The sequence below is a fragment of the Shivajiella indica genome (genome assembly GCF_042683085.1).
Taxonomy (GTDB): Bacteria; Bacteroidota; Bacteroidia; order Cytophagales; family Cyclobacteriaceae; genus Shivajiella; species Shivajiella indica.
The window spans coordinates 84,831-103,466 of record NZ_JBHUIV010000034.1; the positions used below are offsets into that span (position 1 = coordinate 84,831).

At 40.1% G+C, this 18,636-nt stretch carries 18 protein-coding genes; 11 read left to right on the forward strand and 7 right to left on the reverse strand.

The window, feature by feature from the left end; genetic code table 11:
* The first annotated feature begins 94 nt into the window (after positions 1 to 94).
* Entirely contained in the window at positions 95 to 1,369 is a 1,275-nt protein-coding gene (locus ACFSKV_RS19365; RefSeq protein WP_380806662.1) for a BamA/TamA family outer membrane protein, read from the forward strand.
* A 129-nt stretch (positions 1,370 to 1,498) separates the two neighbouring features.
* Here the strand turns inward: ACFSKV_RS19365 and ACFSKV_RS19370 are convergent, their stop codons facing one another.
* Complete coding sequence (locus ACFSKV_RS19370) at positions 1,499 to 2,011, reverse strand: 3-hydroxyanthranilate 3,4-dioxygenase (RefSeq protein WP_380806664.1); 513 nt, start codon at positions 2,009 to 2,011, stop codon at positions 1,499 to 1,501.
* A gap of 94 nt (positions 2,012 to 2,105) precedes the next feature.
* Here ACFSKV_RS19370 and ACFSKV_RS19375 point away from each other — a divergent pair, with 94 nt between their 5' ends.
* Both ACFSKV_RS19375 and ACFSKV_RS19380 read left to right on the forward strand, forming a co-directional pair.
* Entirely contained in the window at positions 2,106 to 3,095 is a 990-nt protein-coding gene (locus ACFSKV_RS19375; RefSeq protein WP_380806666.1) for a dipeptidase, read from the forward strand.
* A 105-nt stretch (positions 3,096 to 3,200) separates the two neighbouring features.
* The gene (locus tag ACFSKV_RS19380; protein ID WP_380806668.1) at positions 3,201 to 3,821 is read left to right on the forward strand and encodes a thiamine pyrophosphokinase; all 621 of its coding nucleotides are present in this window, start codon (positions 3,201 to 3,203) and stop codon (positions 3,819 to 3,821) included.
* 59 nt (positions 3,822 to 3,880) lie between these two features.
* On the opposite strand, the gene prmC is transcribed toward ACFSKV_RS19380, so the two are convergent.
* The 3 genes from prmC to ACFSKV_RS19395 are packed head-to-tail and all read right to left on the reverse strand — an operon-like array spanning position 3,881 to position 5,375.
* Entirely contained in the window at positions 3,881 to 4,714 is an 834-nt protein-coding gene (prmC, locus tag ACFSKV_RS19385) for a peptide chain release factor N(5)-glutamine methyltransferase (protein ID WP_380806670.1), read from the reverse strand.
* Entirely contained in the window at positions 4,711 to 5,094 is a 384-nt protein-coding gene (locus ACFSKV_RS19390) for a magnesium citrate secondary transporter (RefSeq protein ID WP_380806673.1), read from the reverse strand. The genes prmC and ACFSKV_RS19390 overlap by 4 nt, the downstream gene beginning before the upstream one ends.
* Positions 5,091 to 5,375 (reverse strand): hypothetical protein, encoded by a 285-nt coding sequence (locus ACFSKV_RS19395; RefSeq protein WP_380806676.1) that lies wholly within the window; start codon positions 5,373 to 5,375, stop codon positions 5,091 to 5,093. Before ACFSKV_RS19395 ends, ACFSKV_RS19390 begins: the two co-directional genes overlap by 4 nt.
* Positions 5,376 to 5,457: 82 nt before the next feature.
* On the opposite strand from ACFSKV_RS19395, the gene ACFSKV_RS19400 reads away from it, so the two are divergent.
* The 5 genes from ACFSKV_RS19400 (at position 5,458) to ACFSKV_RS19420 (ending at position 10,671) form a co-directional block, all read left to right on the forward strand.
* The gene (locus ACFSKV_RS19400; RefSeq protein ID WP_380806679.1) at positions 5,458 to 6,672 is read left to right on the forward strand and encodes an RsmB/NOP family class I SAM-dependent RNA methyltransferase; all 1,215 of its coding nucleotides are present in this window, start codon (positions 5,458 to 5,460) and stop codon (positions 6,670 to 6,672) included.
* A 62-nt stretch (positions 6,673 to 6,734) separates the two neighbouring features.
* Positions 6,735 to 7,175, forward strand: a complete 441-nt coding sequence (locus tag ACFSKV_RS19405; protein WP_380806682.1) for an ABA4-like family protein — start codon at positions 6,735 to 6,737, stop codon at positions 7,173 to 7,175.
* Positions 7,175 to 7,915, forward strand: a complete 741-nt coding sequence (locus tag ACFSKV_RS19410; protein ID WP_380806685.1) for a hypothetical protein — start codon at positions 7,175 to 7,177, stop codon at positions 7,913 to 7,915. The genes ACFSKV_RS19405 and ACFSKV_RS19410 overlap by 1 nt, the downstream gene beginning before the upstream one ends.
* Before the next feature lie 192 nt (positions 7,916 to 8,107).
* Positions 8,108 to 9,586: an IMP dehydrogenase gene (guaB, locus tag ACFSKV_RS19415; protein ID WP_380806687.1), complete on the forward strand. Its 1,479-nt coding sequence runs from the start codon at positions 8,108 to 8,110 to the stop codon at positions 9,584 to 9,586.
* Positions 9,587 to 9,792: 206 nt separating this feature from the next.
* Entirely contained in the window at positions 9,793 to 10,671 is an 879-nt protein-coding gene (locus ACFSKV_RS19420; RefSeq protein WP_380806690.1) for a PIG-L deacetylase family protein, read from the forward strand.
* Positions 10,672 to 11,184: 513 nt separating this feature from the next.
* On the opposite strand, the gene ACFSKV_RS19425 is transcribed toward ACFSKV_RS19420, so the two are convergent.
* From ACFSKV_RS19425 to ACFSKV_RS19435, 3 genes are all read right to left on the reverse strand, one after another.
* The gene (locus ACFSKV_RS19425) at positions 11,185 to 12,678 is read right to left on the reverse strand and encodes a S10 family peptidase (RefSeq protein ID WP_380806693.1); all 1,494 of its coding nucleotides are present in this window, start codon (positions 12,676 to 12,678) and stop codon (positions 11,185 to 11,187) included.
* A 254-nt stretch (positions 12,679 to 12,932) separates the two neighbouring features.
* Positions 12,933 to 14,372: an aldo/keto reductase gene (locus ACFSKV_RS19430; RefSeq protein ID WP_380806696.1), complete on the reverse strand. Its 1,440-nt coding sequence runs from the start codon at positions 14,370 to 14,372 to the stop codon at positions 12,933 to 12,935.
* A gap of 15 nt (positions 14,373 to 14,387) precedes the next feature.
* Positions 14,388 to 15,860 (reverse strand): APC family permease, encoded by a 1,473-nt coding sequence (locus tag ACFSKV_RS19435; RefSeq protein ID WP_380806699.1) that lies wholly within the window; start codon positions 15,858 to 15,860, stop codon positions 14,388 to 14,390.
* Between the two features lie 343 nt (positions 15,861 to 16,203).
* Here ACFSKV_RS19435 and ACFSKV_RS19440 point away from each other — a divergent pair, with 343 nt between their 5' ends.
* The 3 genes from ACFSKV_RS19440 (at position 16,204) to ACFSKV_RS19450 (ending at position 18,624) form a co-directional block, all read left to right on the forward strand.
* Complete coding sequence (locus ACFSKV_RS19440) at positions 16,204 to 16,920, forward strand: VIT1/CCC1 transporter family protein (RefSeq protein WP_380806703.1); 717 nt, start codon at positions 16,204 to 16,206, stop codon at positions 16,918 to 16,920.
* A gap of 78 nt (positions 16,921 to 16,998) precedes the next feature.
* Positions 16,999 to 17,412 (forward strand): hypothetical protein, encoded by a 414-nt coding sequence (locus ACFSKV_RS19445; RefSeq protein WP_380806706.1) that lies wholly within the window; start codon positions 16,999 to 17,001, stop codon positions 17,410 to 17,412.
* 123 nt (positions 17,413 to 17,535) lie between these two features.
* Positions 17,536 to 18,624, forward strand: a complete 1,089-nt coding sequence (locus tag ACFSKV_RS19450; protein ID WP_380806709.1) for an efflux RND transporter periplasmic adaptor subunit — start codon at positions 17,536 to 17,538, stop codon at positions 18,622 to 18,624.
* Positions 18,625 to 18,636 lie beyond the last annotated feature (12 nt).

Here is an 18,636-nt window from a genome sequence, read left to right on the forward strand (position 1 = left end):
AAGGTTGGTTCAAATGAATTATGCCCTTTCCCATCTTAGGTTATCTATTTGCCTAAATATTTTATTCTTTTTTCTTTTTTTTACAGGATATCCTGTGATTCAACATACCACTGCCCAGGTCAATCATACCCAACCAAGAATTATCAATTATATTGATTCAGTTGACCTTCCACAGATAATCAGAGGGAAGAAGGCCGGCAAGAAAAATACCTCGGGAATTCCTCAAAAAGGAAAATTAATGTATTTTTTGGTTCCTACAGTTGGATCCAATCCTTTGATGGGTTTCTTTTATGGAGTAGGTTTTACCGGTGCCATGTACCTCGGAAATCCTGAGACTACCAATGTTTCCAATTTATCCAGTTCTATTTCTCTCACGACAAAAAACCAGGTCATTGCAAATGTCCGGGGGACAATCATGACCAATGAAAATAAATGGGAAATGCTGTTGGATTTAAAATATGCCAAATTCACGGAAAATACCTATGGATTGGGTTCAGACAACGAGCAACCCATAAGGCATGGCTGGAATATTGGCGAATTCCCCATTGAGGGAATTGAGGGTTCACAGCCATTGGAATTCAATCAATGGAGATTTCACTACACTGCATTAAGGCAAATAAAGAAAAATATCTATGGGGGACTTGGGTACCACTTGGATTCCCACAAAAATATTCATGATGTTTTGTTGGATCTTGAGGCAGAAAGCCCAGTGATTACAAGTCACTATGCCTATAACACATTAAAAGGAATAGATCCTACCGGTTATTCTACTTCTGGGGTTAGTGCAAATTTTGTATTTGACAGCCGTGACCATACCGTAAATACCTATCGGGGTAATTTTATTCAGGTATCCTATAGAATCAATTCTAAGTTTTTAGCTTCGGCTACAACCTTTGACCAATTGTATCTAGAAACCCGACTATTTAAATCCCTTTCAAAAGAAAGACCAAGACATATCCTTGGGTTTTGGGGAATAGGTCATTTTATATTCTCAGGTGAGGTTCCTTATATGCATTTACCATTTAATGCCAGTGACATGAGAAACAGGATTGGCAGAGGATATGTTGCCGGAAGGTTTAGAGGCCAACGTTGGGTGACCGCTGAAACGGAATATCGGTTCCCTATTACCCGAAACGGTTTATTGGGCGGGGTTGTATTTGGCAGTGTGACCACTACATCCAGAGAATCATTAACCATTTTTGATATCCAACAACCTCAATTAAAATTATTTGAAGCCACCAGGCCTGCAGGAGGTATCGGAGCAAGGGTTATGTTAAATAAAACCGGCAGGCTGAATCTGGCTGTGGATATGGCCTTCGGACAGGAAGGGGCAAGGGGATTCTATTTTGCAGTTGGGGAAACCTTTTAAAATTCCAAAATCCAAACCCCAAAATTACAAATTCCAAACCCCAAAATTACAACCTTCTCGGAATATCAGGTGGGATCAAAGTTCCAAATCCATTTCCCGAAATCCGACTTTCGAAATCATCTTTCCCTCCTACTTCTCCATCACTGTTCCACACTTACTACATTTTGTATGTTCAGGGTTACTCCAAAACCTTTCCATGATCGGTGGCAATTGATTGACAATATCTGTAATCTCGGCATATTCTTCGTAGAGTTTATGCCCACAGTTTTCGCAGTGCCAGATAAATCCATCCTTTTCCCCTGGTCTCCTATACCTTTCCATCACCAAACCGATAGTATTGGCCGGTCTTCTGGGAGAATGAGGTGTTCTGGCAGGTAAGAGAAACATTTCACCTTCCTTGATTTCGATATCCTTTACCTCTCCCTCATCCACTATTTTGAGAACAATATCCCCTTCAATCTGATAGAAAAACTCTTCCCCCTCATCATAGTGAAAATCCTTCCTCGAATTGGGCCCTCCCACGACCATCACTATAAAATCATCATTCCCTTGGTACATTACCTGATTGCCGATAGGCGGTTTGAGTAAATGACGGTTTTCTTCTATCCATTTATGAAAATTAATGGGCTTGGCAACAGGCATAGTTCATTCTTTAAATTTTAATACACATATTAAAGCTTAAAAGTATTAAAAAAGTATCATTTTTTGGTTTCTTTGGGTATTCATTTCAGGCCTTATGCAAATTCCCATTATAGATACCCACTGCGATATTTTGTCTTACTTGGCTAAAATCCCAAAGGCTGAAGCAGACAAAGTTGAAGACATCGCCTGTGCTATTCCCTTATTACAAAAAGGAAATGTGAAAATGCAGGTTTGCGCCATTTATACAGACGTCAAACCAGGGAGCATGGACCTAGCTATCAGGCAAGCGTTTAAATTCAGGGAAATGTTGATGACTTACCCTAAAGAGGTTGTACAGGCAGATGCTGAATTTTTATCCGGGATGAATCTGAATTCTAAAATCGGATTAGTCACAGCCATTGAAAATGCGGCAGGACTTGCTGAAGAAAAAGTGCCTATAAAAGAGGCTTTTCATCAGTTGGATCATTTGATCAAACTTACAGGAAGGATGGCCTATATAAGTTTGACCCATCACACCGAAAACAGGTTTGGAGGGGGAAATTACACAGAAGGAATAGGTCTGAAGGATGATGGAAAAAAATTGCTGGATTATATTTCAGGGAAAAAAATAGCCATCGATCTTTCGCACACTTCAGACCTCTTGGCGGAAGGCATTCTCAATCACATAGAAAAACAAAAACTGGACATCCCGGTCATTGCCAGCCATTCAAACTTCAGAAAGCTGTGGAACCATAAAAGGAATCTTTCCGATGAATTTGCCAAGGAAGTAATCAAAAGAGGTGGAATCATTGGGATAAACTTTCTCAGGGCCTTTTTGGACAATGAGAAGCCGGAACGGATTTTTGAGCATATCCTTTATGGGTTTGAGATAGGGGCAGAAGAACAAATGTGTTTCGGTGCAGACTTCTTTTATACCAAGGACTTTCCCGATCCCTCAAGACATCCTTTCTATTTTCCCATTGTGGAAAATGCCTCCAAGTACCCAGCAATACTGGAAAAATTGGCTGAAAATCTCAGCATAGCCCAACTCGAAAAATTGGCCTATAAAAACGCCCAACGCTTTTTCAAAGCCCTCTGGGCTTGATCCTTTTGAGACAGTATTGTGGCCAAAAAAGTAGATTTGGAGATTGAAATTTGGAGTTTGTGTTTTGGAGTTTGATAATTGGTAATTGATAATTGATAATTTCATATGTCTTCGCACCATTTTGTAAAAGAACAGCAGGAACCCGCCTTGGTCATTTTGGATACCACAGGTATACATTTTGACCAAATTGCCCCTCTTTTGGAATGGGTCCCCACTGTTTTGGTCAGTCAGGAGGAAGCTTATACTGTTATTTCCTGGGGGATCAAAATTGATTTGATTCTCGCTGATCTGGAGTTTCAAAAATCCAATTTCCATTTGTTGGAAGAACAATATCCTGTAAAATTTTTAGGGGTGAAAGAAGGGCAATTTCTAGAAGAATCGCTACAATACCTGATTGCTACCAAACATTCCGCTGCAAATATCATAGGTTTTGATCACCGGAACTTATATAAACTTGAATCTATGCTGGAGTTTTTGGATCTGGTTGTATGGGATGGCAACATCCGTTACTTTCCAGTAAAAACAGGGCAATTCAGAAAATGGTTTACATCGTGCACAATTCAATTGTATGCTTTAGAAAATACCCTTATAGAAATACGAAATACAGCCGGATCAAGGATAATCCCTATTAAACATGCTACTATGGTCAATGTTCCGGAAGGGATCTCAGAATTTCATTCCAAAGGCATATTCTGGATAGGGGAGATTTTCAATATTGAGACTTAAACCGCTTTCTCAGAGAAACTTTACTGCCAAAAAAATTCTAACTTTAACTACATGTATCTCTAACAAATCCCCACAAGCATCCTATCTTTATCATTCAGGTCTTTGACCAACCTTACCTTTGAATATCCCAAACTTTCCATCAACTTTTTGGTATCCTTTCCTAAAGCCTCATTGATCTCGAAATACAGTTTTCCCCCAGGTTTCAATACTTTCAAAGCCTTTTCTGCAATTACCCGGTAAAAAAGTAAGGGATCTTCATCATAGACAAACAATGCCAAGTGGGGTTCATGATCCAGGACATTCTGATGCATTTGTTCTCTTTCTGAATAGCGCACATAGGGAGGATTACTGACCACAATGTCCAAATCTTGGAAAGGAATTTCTTCCTTGAGGATATCCAATATTTTGAAATCTACTTTTGCATGAAGTTCTGAAGCATTTTTTATGGCCGTTTCCAGTGCATCCTCACTAATATCTATGGCATAAACCGAGGGTTTGTCCATTTCCAAAGCAAGACTGATGGGAATACAGCCGGAGCCTGTACCTATGTCCAATATCTTCAATCCCGATTGTTGGTTTTCTTTGATAATCAAATGAACCAATTCTTCGGTTTCATTCCTAGGAATCAAAACCGATGGATTGACAAAAAATTCCCTTCCATAAAAAGGGGCCTTTCCGATTATGTATTGAATAGGTTCACCGGCCATCAATTTCCACAGAGCCACCTTCAACGCTTCGGGTATTTTATCCATATTTTCATTTCTAAGCAGATCAATCCTTTTTTTACCTAAAAATTCCTCAAAAAGCAAAAAAGTAAGGGATTCAGCTTCATTTTTAGGATAAAGCTTTTGAAGGGCTCCACTGTATTCCTGAAATAATTCCTTAAGTGTCATAGCTTTGGGGCATTATTAGAGGTCGAATTTACATTGATTAATACAAAAAAAGCCAAGGAACCGATCCCATAAGCCAAAACATCCCAAATATCAGAGGTATAAATTTTTGACCATTTGGGCAATAAAAATTCAAAAAGGAAAGAAAAATAAAGCCAGCCAACTGCCACCTGAATTTTTGAAAACCTGAATTTTCCTTTTTGGGGATGAATCCATCGGAAAATCTGCAAAGTAATCCCCAGTACAACCGGCATGGCCAATAAATCATCCAGGTATTCGTGAATCCAGGGTATGAAAATACCAAAATACTTTTCCAGAACTTGGTTCACCCAAAAAATCAAACAGGCAAGAACAAAATAAGGGTTTTTGAACACACGCATCATCCCGGCATTATAGCCACCAACCAGGCCAAAAAAGTTAATATGGCTATATAAATAGTATAAAAAACATTTCCTACAGTTTTCAATCCCTTCATAAAAGCAGAATCTGTTTCTTTGATATAAAAAATCCATTGCTCATTGTTGGCCTGCTTATCCCGTTCCCTTATTTGATGGTACTCCAGGTCTTTCCCCCCAAGGGATTGCCCACAATGCTCACAAAGGTCATTCATGTTGGTGGTCCACTTTGACCATTCCCCACAATGAGGGCATTTTTTCTGTCCCATGGCTTAAAAATAGGAAAGGATCTTCAAAGAAGGAAGTAAATGGCCAGGTCAATTGATCAACAGTATTGACTATCTTTGTCCCATGAAACTTTTCCCAAATACGGTCAAGGGGGTAATCTATGCCATTGACGAAATTTTCAACCAAAACAGGTATGCCGATAAAGTCATCGAAAAAACCCTCAAATCCAACCCAAAATGGGGTGCCAGGGACAGGGCCTTTGTGGCAGAATCTGTGTATGAAATGGTCCGATGGTGGCGATTGATCAATGAAGTGAGCCCTTCTAAGGATTTATACCATCTTTTTGGTACCTATTGGGTTTTACAGGGAAAAGGATTACCGGACTGGAGAGAATTCAAAGCACTTGAGCCCCAAAAAATCAAAGCCAAATATGAAGCCCTTATTGGCAACAGAGCTCTAAAACAATCCATACCAGATTGGTTGGATGAAATGGGAGCCGCTCAATTGGGCGAAAAATGGGATAAGGAAATCGATACCCTCAACCAACAGGCTGAAGTGGTACTCAGGGTCAATACCTTAAAAATCACCAGAGAGCAATTGGCCAAACGTTTAGCCGAAGATGGTATTGAAACTTATGCACCAAAAGGCTATAAAGATGCTCTAGTATTGGGAAAACGTCAGAATATTTTTAAAAATGCAGCCTTTAAAGAAGGCTTGTTTGAAGTTCAGGATGCTTCTTCCCAACTGGTTGCCGCTGCTTTGGATGTCAAACCTGGAATGAGGGTAATTGATGCCTGTGCAGGTTCTGGGGGAAAATCCCTACACCTGGCAGCTTTGATGGAAAACAAAGGAAGGATTTTGTCCATGGATCTTGAAGGTTGGAAATTGCAGAACACCAAGTTGAGAGCCCGAAGAAATGGGATCAGTATCATAGAACCCAAAGTGATTGAGGGCAACAAAACCATCAAAAGACTGAAAGAATCAGCTGACAGGGTCTTATTGGATGTGCCCTGTTCCGGCCTGGGTGTACTGAAAAGAAACCCGGACACCAAGTGGAAACTGAGTCCAGAGTCTATAGAGAAAGTTCAGGGAATCCAACAGGAAATCATCCAAAACTACTCTTCTATGGTAAGGCCCGGCGGCATTCTGGTTTATGCTACCTGTAGCATTTTACCTTCTGAAAACCAACAACAGGTGCAAAAGTTTCTTGCTTCAGAAAAAGGAAAAGATTTTGAAATGGTGGAAGACCAAAAGGTATTGGCACAGGAAAGCGGTTTCGATGGGTTCTATATTGCAAAATTAAAAAAGAAAGGCACTTCAAGGGATTCAATTGAATGAAATAGAGGTGTTAGATTTTGGAAATTAATATGTAAATTTCTTACAGATCTAAAAAAACCACTATGACGACGTTAGAAGCAGTATTCGGGATGGCCAGTACTTTGGCTTTTTTCTCTTGGTTGGCCTTATTTATTTTTTACCCAAGGAAATGGATTTATCAAACCCTCTTTTCAGGTGTTTTCATTGTTTTAGCATTGACCTATCTGTTTTATATCACCCAAGGTTTGGGAGGTAACAGTGAAGGTGGGTTTGGAAGTCTTGCAGAGGTACGTGCATTATTCCATTCCGATGAAGCACTGTTGGCAGGTTGGATCCATTATCTGGCTTTTGACCTTTTTGTGGGTATGTGGATAAGTAAGGATGCTTGGGAAAAAGATATCAACAGGTGGATAGTCCTTCCTTGTTTGATTTTAACCTTTATGCTGGGACCTGTTGGGTTGTTGACTTATTTTGTTATTAGAGCCATAAAAATCAAAAAACTCAATCAAAGCCCTTTTCATTGATGAAAATCTTTAGGGAAATATTTAAAAGAAGTCGTGCTTTGGGCTGGTTTGGGCTGCTCAATTTTGTGACATTTTTTATTCTATTGATCCTTTCCTTTTATGATGACAGGATGCTCTTAGGAGCAAACATTTGGCATAAACCTATGAAGTTTTGCCTTTCTATAGGTACTTTTTCCTGGACCATGGCATGGTATCTTTACTACCTTTCTCAACCTAGGAAGGTTCAGACAATTAAAATTGTCATCATTTTGATGTTGCTTATAGAACAGGTCATCATTATAGGACAGGCTTCAAGGGGTGAGATGTCACATTTTAACATAACTACAGCATTCAATGCGATGCTTTTTAATATAATGGGGATCGCGATTTTTGTCAATACCCTTATGGTATTTTGGTCATTCCGCTTATTGAAAAATGAAGAACATTTACCTGTAGGTTATAAAAGAAGTATTCAGCTTGGCATGTTGATATTTATTATAGCCAGCCTCCAGGGTTTTGTCATGGCGGCCAATTTAGGCCATACGATTGGGGCTCCGGATGGTCTTGAGGGAATATTTTTTCTGAATTGGGCCAAAGGATTTATTGATCTAAGGGTTTTTCATTTCTTTGGACTTCATGCATTGCAGGTGATCCCAATTTTTGCGTGGATATTTGCTAAAAACAATGTAAAGGCTGTCACAATCTTTGGAATCTTATACTTTATTTTCTCTTTTGGGACCCTTTGGATTGCGCTTTTCTGAAATTAAAGGACTGGAAATCCATTTATTTCAAATGAAACCTTGTGTGATCTTTTATTGATTATCCGAATAAAATTCTATAAATGAGAGACAAATCTGCTAAAACTTAAATTTATTTTGAAAGCTGTTTGATTGGCAAGGGAAAATATTTGTATCTTTGACGGGCAAATAGGGTTACCTAACCTAATATTTGCCATGAACAGAAATTCTGATAAATTCCTCTTTGAAGCACTCACCTACGACGATGTGCTTTTAGTTCCCGGTTACTCTGAAGTCCTTCCGAGAGATACCAACACCTCCACACAACTTACTAAAAACATCAGGCTGAACATTCCTTTGGTTTCTGCGGCCATGGATACAGTAACAGAAGCTGATTTAGCTATTGCAATAGCTTTGGAAGGTGGCCTGGGTTTTATCCACAAAAACATGTCCATTGAGAAACAGGCTGCCCAGGTGAGAAAGGTAAAGCGTTCCCAGGCTGGTATGATTTTGGACCCTATTACCTTGGATATCAATTCGAAAGTTAGGGACGCCGAAGCCATCATGCGTGAATTTCATATAGGTGGGATACCGGTAGTAGATGAAAAAAGAGTACTGAAAGGAATTATCACCAATAGGGATCTCAGGTTTATCAAAGACCCCACCGTAATGATCAAAGATATCATGACTGTGGATGGATTGATTACCGCAAAAGCAGGGGTATCTTTGGAGCAAGCGGAAGAAATTCTACAGGAATATAAAATCGAAAAACTTCCGATAGTGGACGAAGAAAACAAACTTACCGGTCTAATCACCTATAAAGATATCCTGAAAAGAAAAGATAAGCCCCACGCTTGTAAGGATGAATATGGAAGATTAAGGGTTGGAGCAGCTGTTGGGGTTACCGCAGACATTATAGAACGGGTGGAAGCTTTAAAAAATGCTGGAGTGGATGTGGTTTCTATTGATACAGCCCATGGACATTCAAGAGGTGTAATTGAGGCATGTAAAAAAATCAAGGCGGTATTCCCTGATCTGGATGTGATCGTAGGAAATATTGCCACTGCGGAGGCGGCTATTGCATTGGCTGAAGCAGGAGCAGACGCCGTGAAGGTTGGAGTTGGTCCTGGAAGTATCTGTACTACAAGGGTAATTGCCGGGGTGGGTGTACCACAGCTTTCAGCAGTATTTGAGTGTGCTGAAGCTTTGAAAGGAACCGGGGTACCTGTCATTGCAGATGGAGGAATACGCTATTCAGGTGACTTGGTCAAAGCCATAGCTGCAGGGGGAAGTTCCATCATGATTGGATCTCTTTTGGCAGGAACGGAAGAAGCCCCGGGTGAAATGATCATTTACGAAGGAAGAAAATTCAAAACCTATCGTGGAATGGGCTCATTGGAGGCTATGGAATCCGGTTCCAAAGACCGTTATTTCCAGGATGCAGAAGACAACATCAAAAAGCTTGTCCCTGAAGGCATTGTGGGAAGAGTTGCTTACAAAGGATTGGTTTCTGAAGTATTGTATCAACTGGTAGGAGGTTTGCAGGCAGGTATGGGATATTGTGGAACAAAGACCATTGAAGATTTACAGCGCAATGGGAAGTTTGTCAAGATTACAGCTGCCGGTGTGAAAGAGTCCCATCCACATGATGTGAGCATCACACGTGAAGCCCCAAATTATTCGGCTAAAATGTAAAAATATTAACTAGGTCTTAAAAAGCGGTGAGGAAACTTACCGCTTTTTTTGATCTTAATCGGGAAAGCTTTTTGTATTTGTTTGACAAAGCTTTAAAGAAAATAGGATAAGTTTTTTAAGGATAATCTTCCTTCTAAGGAAAATGAGATCACTAACTATTTTGATTTTAGTATCTTAGGTAGATCTTTACCCAAAAGAATTTGCCTATGAAACCTAATTATTTATTTGTCCTGTTCTTCGTTTTCTCCTGTATCCATTTCTCCTTTGCCCAGAATAAACCCTTACAGATCATCATGATAGGGGCTCATCCGGACGATTGTGATATCAAGGGAGGAGGTACTGCTGCGCTGTTTGCTGAAATGGGACATCATGTAAAATTCATTTCTGTTACCAATGGAGATGCCGGGCATATGGAAATGGGGGGAGGAGCCTTAGCTAAAAGAAGGACAGAAGAAGCCAAAGAGGCAGGAAGGCGCCTGGGTATAGCATATGAGGTCTTGGATCACCATGATGGAGAATTATTGGCAACGCTTCCCATCCGCCTTGAAATTATCCGAAAAATCAGGGAATGGAATGCTGATGTAGTTATTTCCCACCGTTCCAATGATTACCACCCAGACCACCGCTATACGGCCATTTTGGTTCAGGATGCAGCCTATATGGTCGGAGTTCCGAATATTGCGCCTGACACGCCACCATTAAGTAAAAATCCGGTATTCCTATATTTTCAGGATCACTTCCAAAAGCCATATCCTTTCCGTGCTGACATTGCGGTAGATATCACCACAGTAATAGATAAAAAAATTTATGCCATGGATGCCCACGAAAGCCAATTTTATGAATGGTTACCTTGGATCGGGAGATATGAAGAGGAGGTACCTCTAGGGAAAGAGGAAAGAATAGCCTGGCTGAAATCAAAAAGAACCGGTAAGATATCTCCATCGGCTTTAACTTCCTTGGAAAAATGGTATGGAACGGAAATGGCATCCCGGGTAAAACATGTTGAACTCTTTGAAGTCTGTGAATACGGCTCCCAACCCACTGAAGCAGAAATCCGAAGACTTTTCCCCATGTTAAAACCATAAAGGATTATTTCGAACCACAAAAGGGACAATAGGAACACAAAAGTTCTTCCTTTAAATTAGGGAACCATTCACATTATAAAAATGCCCGGCTAAAGACAAAAATAACTTGGTGTCACTTTGAGGCTTTGTGGGCAACAATTGTCCCTCAAAGTCAAAAAGTACACAAAGCGGATGTAAGCCTTTAAATAACGAACCACAAAAGTGACAACAGGAACACAAAAGTTCTTCCATTAAAATTATTGGACTATTCACATATGTAAAAATGCCCGCTAAAGACAAAAATAACTTGGTGTCACTTTGAGGCTTTGTGGGCAACAAATTTCCCGAAAAGTCACAAGGTACACAAAGCGGATGTAAGCCTTTAAATAACGAACCACAAAAGTGACATAAGAAACACAATAGTAGAGAAGATCAGGCCTTTCTCAATTTATGAAGAACCTTTTAATTACCACTCATTTGTTCACTTTGTTGACTTTTGTGGTTCGAAAAAAATAAGGTCTAAATCAGTTACGATTAATTCCCCATAAATTCTCTAATATCCTTCACCAGTTTTTCAAAATCGGGCCTATGGTTATACATCATGTGACCACCTTCATAGTAGGTCATTTTAACCCTCTCCATAGGAATATCATGCCGTGCAAAGGTATACTCTGCATCCAAGAATGGTGTGATCAAATCGTAATACCCATTGGCTACCATAACTTTCAAGTCTTTATTCCTCCGCATGGATTCTCCTAAACTTCTCGCTACGTTCACATAAGAAGGTTCCCAATAGGAACCCTGAGGGACAGGTCTCCAGTTCCATTTACTGCCAATGGCACCATTGGAGGTGAGATAAGGCCTGTCCATTTTCACTTGAAGGTAGCTCGAAAAGTAATCGTTCAAAGCAGCAGTATAGGCAGCATCAATTCCATAACTGGATGGATCTCCCAGTGTGGGCCTGTCGGCCGTCAGGTCACCCTCTTCGCCCAAATACCTCCCATCCAAGGTCCCAATGGTTTTTCCCTCAACTCGTAACAATTCCTTTTTGAACCTGGAGGTTAAAATGCGGTTATCAGATCTTAATACATATTCCTGATCAAGCCCTAAAAAGTTAGCAATTTGGGAAGCCAAGGATTTCTTATCCTCTGTGGATAACTGATTCCCTTTATACAGAGAAGGCAAATATTTATCGTAAGCAAAATCCCGTGCTTCCTGTACAAAGTCCTCTAATTTTTTCCCTTGACCGGCTTTTCCATGATACCATGCTGTAGCAGCCATCGTGGGAAAATAAGAAAAATAAGAGGCAATATTATCATGATCAGAAGTGGAACCCTGATAATCCAATGCCTGGGAAATCAGGATCAGACCGTTCAAAGCCATGGCCTGACCACCACTTTCCAATACAGCAGTAACTGCCGCAGCTCTGGTGGTTCCAAAGCTTTCTCCAGCAATGTATTTGGGAGACTGCCATCTTTGATGCTTTGTTATCCACATTCTTATAAACTGAGCAATAGACCGTGCATCCTCAGTTAATCCCCAAAAATCCTCGGTTTTCCCTTTGCCAATTACTGTGGAAAACCCTGTACCAACAGGATCTACAAACACCAAATCTGTAAGGTCCAATAAGGCCAAGTCATTGTGGATAACTTCAAAAGGAGCTGCTCCATCATCCTTTTTGGCATCAGAATCCACATTGACAACTTTTGGTCCAAAAACCCCCATATGCAACCAGATAGACGCTGAGCCGGGGCCACCGTTAAAGATAAAGGTAACCGGTCTTTTGGAGGGATTGGGGTCCTCTTTCAGGTAAGAAGTAGACCATAAAGCAGCAACCGCCTCTCCATCCGAATTTTTCAAAAACATCTCCCCGGCAATTGCTTTGTATTTTATTTTTTGCCCATGGAAGGTCCCCTCATGTTGGGTTTCAAAAATTACAGGTTCAGGAATTGGATTGGTTTCATCCTGTCCATAAACTGTGGATAAGTTGAAAAGGAAAGCTAAAATAAAGATGTATTTTATATTCATTATTTCTGATAATTTAAGGTATTTCAAATTGTTGATAATTTTGGAAAGCATGAAAAGAAATTTCCATTTAATGATTATCCTTCTTCTTACCAATTGGAAATTTCTGGGGGATTGTGGATTGTTCCCGGAAAAATATCTATTAATATCCAATATCAATAAATATCTGGCCCAATATCATCTAACCGATTATTTTCTTAGTGGGAGAATTCCAGAAATACTGATTTTATTTTATTTCCCAAAGTAGGAAAAAGTGCCTACATCTCAGCCTCTGCTTCAATTTCAACCAAATAGCCCTCTCCCACCAATTTAGCCTCGACCAAGGTATTGGCAGGCTGTATATTGGCAAATCTTTGTCCATGCGCCCTGGCAACAGGTTCCCAGTTTTTCAGCTTATCCACAAAAATCCTTGTCCGCACCACATTCTCCATTTTTCCACCCAAGGAAACAATCGCTCCCTCTATTTTATCCAAAATAAAATGGGTTTGGGATAAAGGATCTTTTCCACCAATGATTTTATCCCCATGGGTTGCTGTAGTTCCTGAAACATAAATGCGGTTTCCTTTTTTGACTGCCCTGCAATAGCCTGCCATTTTTTCCCAAGGTGTTCCACTAAACACTTTGGAACTTCCGTTAGGACCATTTTCCATATCATAAGGTGTGGGCATAGTCTCCAAGTGGTGGCTCAAATCGCCGGAGGCTGTAAGAAAAGGAGGCTTTCTATATTCGTCTCCGCAATCACCAGGAATGGGGTATAAAATGGATTTAACGCTGTTGATAACCTTTAAATCCACTGCAGAAAGATTGAAGGAAAAAAGCTTCAATGTTTGGTCAATATAACTGCTTTGGCCCAACCTGGAACCCACAATAACCCCCGCCACATATTCCTGATCCATGATATACTTGGTAGCAATATTGGCAATGGAAACTTTATGCCTTTTGGCAATCTTATCCACAATTTCAAGAAGGTGTTGAAACCTGGACCATCCTCCAGCAGCATCAATAAACCGCTTATATTTCATTTGGGACCAATTGCCTTCCTTTTCAAAAGCAGGCTCAGGTTTACCCAACCATTTTTCTGAAAAGAAGCCTCCGGCCAGCGTACCATAGGCCAGAATTTTCACTCCAAACTCTTTACAAACCTTTGCCATTTCCCCAGAGGCCCTTGGATCAATCAAAGAATGGGAAACCTGATTGGAGACAATCGGAATACCTGATGAACAGGCCATCCGTAAATGGATAGCGTCAAAATTGGTGACCCCTAGGTGCTTGATCAATCCTTCTTTTTTCAGTTCGGTCAACCAGAAAAGTTGGTCTAACCATACTGGATCTAAATAATTCCACGCATGAAACTGCATCAGGTCAATGCTTTCCACCTTCAGTCTTTCTAAAGCTTTGGTAACAGCTCCTCTTGTGTCTTCCTTGTTCGATTTACCGGGTTTAGGAACCCATTTGGTCAGAAACTGGGCCTGCGGACCTAAATCATGCTTTTCTCTAAATGTACCTGCTATCACTTCAGCTGAACCATAATGATCTGCCATATCAAAAGTCGTCAAACCGGCTTTTACGTAAGGAGCCATCGCCATACCCGTAAGGTAGGAGTCCAATTCATTTCCGCCTTTCTCCATATCTGCTATCTGCCATAATCCGGTCAGAACGCGGGAAATTTTCAGACCCGGGGCAAGCTCAGTATACATTTTATCCATTTTTAATCAAGGTAATTTTTTGAAAAGCGATCGGGTATCAATACCCATACTCTTCATTCCTTTAAGTTTCACATAGAATATGAGAGAGGCAATAGCCATTACTATCAGCCAAATAGGGGTTGAATGGAAATACCATGCTCCCACTTCTGTGATAATATCTTTCCAGGTATGAACCGTCAGGAAAAACAGCAGTACAATCGACCCCAATATACCTATCAATTTTCTAATGGAATCGTTTTTGATTATTTTTATTTCTTTGGCAATCAAAGGATTGGCTTTCCTTATAAAGACCAATGTGATACACATTAACAGAAAATTAACCATCATGGAGGTAACCATGATATCTATTCCCAAAAAGAAATTTCCGGCAAAGTGACTCCCCAAAACTCCGATACTTGACATCAGCCCACTCAGGATAATGGCAATATAGGGTGTATGGAATTTAGGATGGATTTTGGTGATCTTTTTTGGAAAAATTCCATCTTCAGCCCATGCAAACATAAGCCTTGAAACAGAAAGCAACATGGCAGGCAGATCATTGATCAATGCAATGGCTGCTCCTCCCACAATGAGAACGGTCAGGTAATCAGGCAATAAATACCCTAAAAGTCCTGGCGCGGTGATATCTTTTCTCATGGCTTCCTCTGCGACAAATGACCAGGGAATAGCATGATATACTGCAGCAGTGAAAATCATGTAATAGGAACCGACAAATAAAATGGTCAGACCAATAGCCGAGGGCAATCTTCTTGTTGGATTTTTTGCTTCACCTCCTGCCTGCGCTATACTGTCAAACCCAATAAAACTGGCAAACAACAGCGCTGCTGCCGAAAGGAAAGTTGGTAGATGAAAGTCAGGTTTGGGCAAGATATCCATAATAATGTTTTCCTTTTCTAAGATAGCGAGGGAAAAATCCCTAGGAGAAAAGTTGAATCCTGCAAAAATCACAATTCCCCCCATCAAGAACATTAAGAGCATCAGGGGAATAATGGTTTTTTCATAAGACTTTGCCCCCCTTATATTTATCCAGACAAATAACCAAATCAGCAGCAGGGCAAGGCCTACACGCACCATGCCTGTATCCAGAGAGTCAGCAAGACCCATCCAGGACATTGCAATAGCCACGTCCCTTAAAAAGGGAATGGTCACATAGGCTACTACCCCAATTACAATGGACAAGCCGAACCATTGGGAAAAACTGGCAACAAATCCCAGAAAGGGATTAAGTCCACGACTGGCATAGATATAACTTCCACCGGCCCTTGGCATAGCTGTTGCCAGCATACTGTAGGCTAATCCCGCAAATAATGCTGGAATAGCAGCAAAAATAAAGGCCGGTAACACATATGGGCCAATTCCTGGCACATGACGTTGAATCATAAAAGGCACCACATTGATAGATGCACCCAACATAGAACAAACTCCAGTGGCAATCAAACCCATCAATCCCAATTGGCGGCTAAGTCTTGGCTGATTCATGGAAAATTATTTATCTGAGCCAAGCAAAATCCTATTATTTTCCATCAAATCAAAATGGTTTTTTTAACTAAATTAAATAAATTTAAAAAGCGTCTTATATTCCCGTTGAACTTATTCAAAATTTATCCATCTTCAATTTAGATATATATTGCAATCTTTAAATAGCTAATTACTAATAATTTAAAGGAGGGACCAATACTGTAGTTAAGCCTGAATAATTCAGATGAAAAAGTAAATTTTTCTCCAATATTACCTTTCTAGTTTCATTGAAAAATTCTGCAAACCCAAAAAATCTCCCAAATAAAAGATCATATTTTACCTTTATTTTACATGAGTAATGACAATGGAAACACGAAAAACACTTAGTCTAGACAACTATCTTGATAGCCATTACATCCACCGAAGTAACTGGCTTAGAGCAGCGGTATTGGGGGCAAATGACGGGATAATTTCCATTTCCAGCCTTGCTATTGGCGTGACAGCTGCCAGTACCACCAAAGACCCCATTGTTTTGGCCACAGTGGCAGGGCTAGTGGCAGGAGCCTTGTCTATGGCAGCCGGGGAATATGTGTCCGTAAGTTCCCAAACTGACATCGAAAAGTCAGATATAGAAAGAGAGACAAAGGAGCTTCAGAACATGCCCGAGCAAGAGGAAAGAATCCTAGCACAGATCTATGAAAAAAGGGGGTTGACCAAATCTACCGCCAAACAGGTAGCCAAAGAACTTACCGCTGCAGATGCCCTTGGTACCCATATACGGGATGAGCTGGGCATCAATGAAATCAGTCAGGCAAATCCGATCCAAGCGGCCTTGGCTTCAGGAGCCGCTTTCACTGCTGGGGGGATTTTGCCACTTTTGGTGATCTTGTTGCTCCCAGTGACCAATCTGGAATATTTCCTTTATGGTTTTACCATCCTTTTCTTGGTCATTTTGGGGACCGTATCCGCCAAAACAGGTGGATCAAGTATCAAAAAAGCAGTTTTGAGAATTACCATTTGGGGAACTATAGCTATGGTTTTATCTGGATTGGTGGGGTATCTGTTTGGGGTGAGTGTATAATATTTATAAAAATATTAGGGAAAAATGAATTACTAGCAATAGATTTGTGTTTCATTTAAAGAATTTTCAACTGTTTTCATGTCTTTAAGAAAACAAACACATATTACATTTTTGACATTACCACTATTAATGGTGGTTTGGCTGTTTCTTGGGACGACCCATCTACAAGCCCAAACCTCTTATGAAGATACTCATTTTTTCAAGATTTCAACTACAAGCCAATCGGATTTCTATATTTCGGATTTTGATCATAGCAGTGTTCCTCCTTCAGATTTACCTGTAGGAAAAGAAAATGAAGGGCAGGAAGAAGGCGAATCGGAAGTAGAAGAATCTGAAACATTCAATTGTTTTTTGATAGGGGATAGAGTTCAGTTGAAGTTGTTGATTCAAAGAGTTGAAGCTAAAAACTTTTCGTTTTTCTGCGAAATTTTAAACACCTCAAGGACTCCCTATTATATATTATTCCATTCATGGAAGAGTGATTTAACCTGATTTTTTGAGTAGGATATCCTTTTTTAAAAGTAAAGGATTATTTAATCACCACATTATGAACACCCTTGAGTTCCTTGGGAATTAAGGTTCATATTTCCATTTATCAAATAAAATTTTACTAAAATGAGAATTTACTATTTCCTCATTTCTATAGCAGTACTTCATTTAGCAGGCTGCAATCACAAATCACATTCTGAAAAGCACGAAGAGGGCAATTTCCTGGTAACTAGCCCCATTAAAAAAGATACAGTTATCCATCACGAATATGTAAGTCAAATCCGTTCCATACAGCATATTGAATTAAGGGCATTGGAAAAAGGATATCTCCAGAAAATCTATGTAGATGAAGGTCAAGCAGTGAAAAAAGGCCAACTTCTTTTCCAGATAATGCCTATTATTTACCAGGCAGAAATGCAAAAGGCGGAAGCAGAAGTTTCCTTTGCAGATATTGAATTTCAAAATACTAAATCCCTAGCTGACAGCGGCATTGTTTCCAAAAATGAACTGGCATTATCAAGGGCAATGCTTGAAAAAGCTAAAGCTGAAATGGCCTTAGCCAAAGCTCATCTGGGTTTTACAGAAATAAAAGCACCCTTTGATGGAATTGTGGGCCGGTTTAATGAAGTACGTTTGGGAAGTTTGGTGGATGAAGGAGAGCTCCTTACCACCCTTTCGGACAATAGTACCATTTGGGTTTACTTCAATGTGCCTGAAGCAGAGTACTTTGATTATGCTACCAAACCTAAACCATCAGATCCCACTGAGGTGGCCCTTCGCCTTGCAAATAATCAATTTTATGAGCATAAAGGGAAAGTGGAAACTATTGAAGCTGATTTCAACAATGAAACCGGCAATATTGCTTTCCGGGCTACCTTCGACAATCCAAAAGGAATATTAAGAAATGGCCAAACGGGAAATATCCTGATGCCAGTAGATTTACCAAGCGCACTTCTCATCCCCCAAAAAGCCACCTTCGAGATTCTGGACCGGAAATACGTTTATGTCGTCGATGAGAATGGGGTAGTCCGATCAAGGGAAATAAAAGTTGGTGCCGAAATGCCACACCTGTATACAGTCCATGAGGGATTAAAAGAAACGGACAAAATCTTGGTTGAAGGTCTTCGAAAAGTGAAAAACGAACAGAAGATACTTTTCCATTATAAGGAAATGTCCAAAATCATCGCTGATTTGACTCAGCTTTATGCGGAATAAGTAAGGACCCTA

Bases quoted from the DNA above. Each gene is read 5' to 3' on its own strand.
- ACFSKV_RS19370 (WP_380806664.1), bottom strand. From the start codon at position 2,011: ATGCCTGTTGCCAAGCCCATTAATTTTCATAAATGGATAGAAGAAAAC.
- ACFSKV_RS19375 (WP_380806666.1), top strand. From the start codon at position 2,106: ATGCAAATTCCCATTATAGATACCCACTGCGATATTTTGTCTTACTTG.
- ACFSKV_RS19380 (WP_380806668.1), top strand. From the start codon at position 3,201: ATGTCTTCGCACCATTTTGTAAAAGAACAGCAGGAACCCGCCTTGGTC.
- prmC (WP_380806670.1), bottom strand. From the start codon at position 4,714: ATGACACTTAAGGAATTATTTCAGGAATACAGTGGAGCCCTTCAAAAG.
- ACFSKV_RS19390 (WP_380806673.1), bottom strand. From the start codon at position 5,094: ATGATGCGTGTGTTCAAAAACCCTTATTTTGTTCTTGCCTGTTTGATT.
- ACFSKV_RS19395 (WP_380806676.1), bottom strand. From the start codon at position 5,375: ATGGGACAGAAAAAATGCCCTCATTGTGGGGAATGGTCAAAGTGGACC.
- ACFSKV_RS19400 (WP_380806679.1), top strand. From the start codon at position 5,458: ATGAAACTTTTCCCAAATACGGTCAAGGGGGTAATCTATGCCATTGAC.
- ACFSKV_RS19405 (WP_380806682.1), top strand. From the start codon at position 6,735: ATGACGACGTTAGAAGCAGTATTCGGGATGGCCAGTACTTTGGCTTTT.
- ACFSKV_RS19410 (WP_380806685.1), top strand. From the start codon at position 7,175: ATGAAAATCTTTAGGGAAATATTTAAAAGAAGTCGTGCTTTGGGCTGG.
- guaB (WP_380806687.1), top strand. From the start codon at position 8,108: ATGAACAGAAATTCTGATAAATTCCTCTTTGAAGCACTCACCTACGAC.
- ACFSKV_RS19420 (WP_380806690.1), top strand. From the start codon at position 9,793: ATGAAACCTAATTATTTATTTGTCCTGTTCTTCGTTTTCTCCTGTATC.
- ACFSKV_RS19425 (WP_380806693.1), bottom strand. From the start codon at position 12,678: ATGAATATAAAATACATCTTTATTTTAGCTTTCCTTTTCAACTTATCC.
- ACFSKV_RS19430 (WP_380806696.1), bottom strand. From the start codon at position 14,372: ATGTATACTGAGCTTGCCCCGGGTCTGAAAATTTCCCGCGTTCTGACC.
- ACFSKV_RS19435 (WP_380806699.1), bottom strand. From the start codon at position 15,860: ATGAATCAGCCAAGACTTAGCCGCCAATTGGGATTGATGGGTTTGATT.
- ACFSKV_RS19440 (WP_380806703.1), top strand. From the start codon at position 16,204: ATGGAAACACGAAAAACACTTAGTCTAGACAACTATCTTGATAGCCAT.
- ACFSKV_RS19445 (WP_380806706.1), top strand. From the start codon at position 16,999: ATGTCTTTAAGAAAACAAACACATATTACATTTTTGACATTACCACTA.
- ACFSKV_RS19450 (WP_380806709.1), top strand. From the start codon at position 17,536: ATGAGAATTTACTATTTCCTCATTTCTATAGCAGTACTTCATTTAGCA.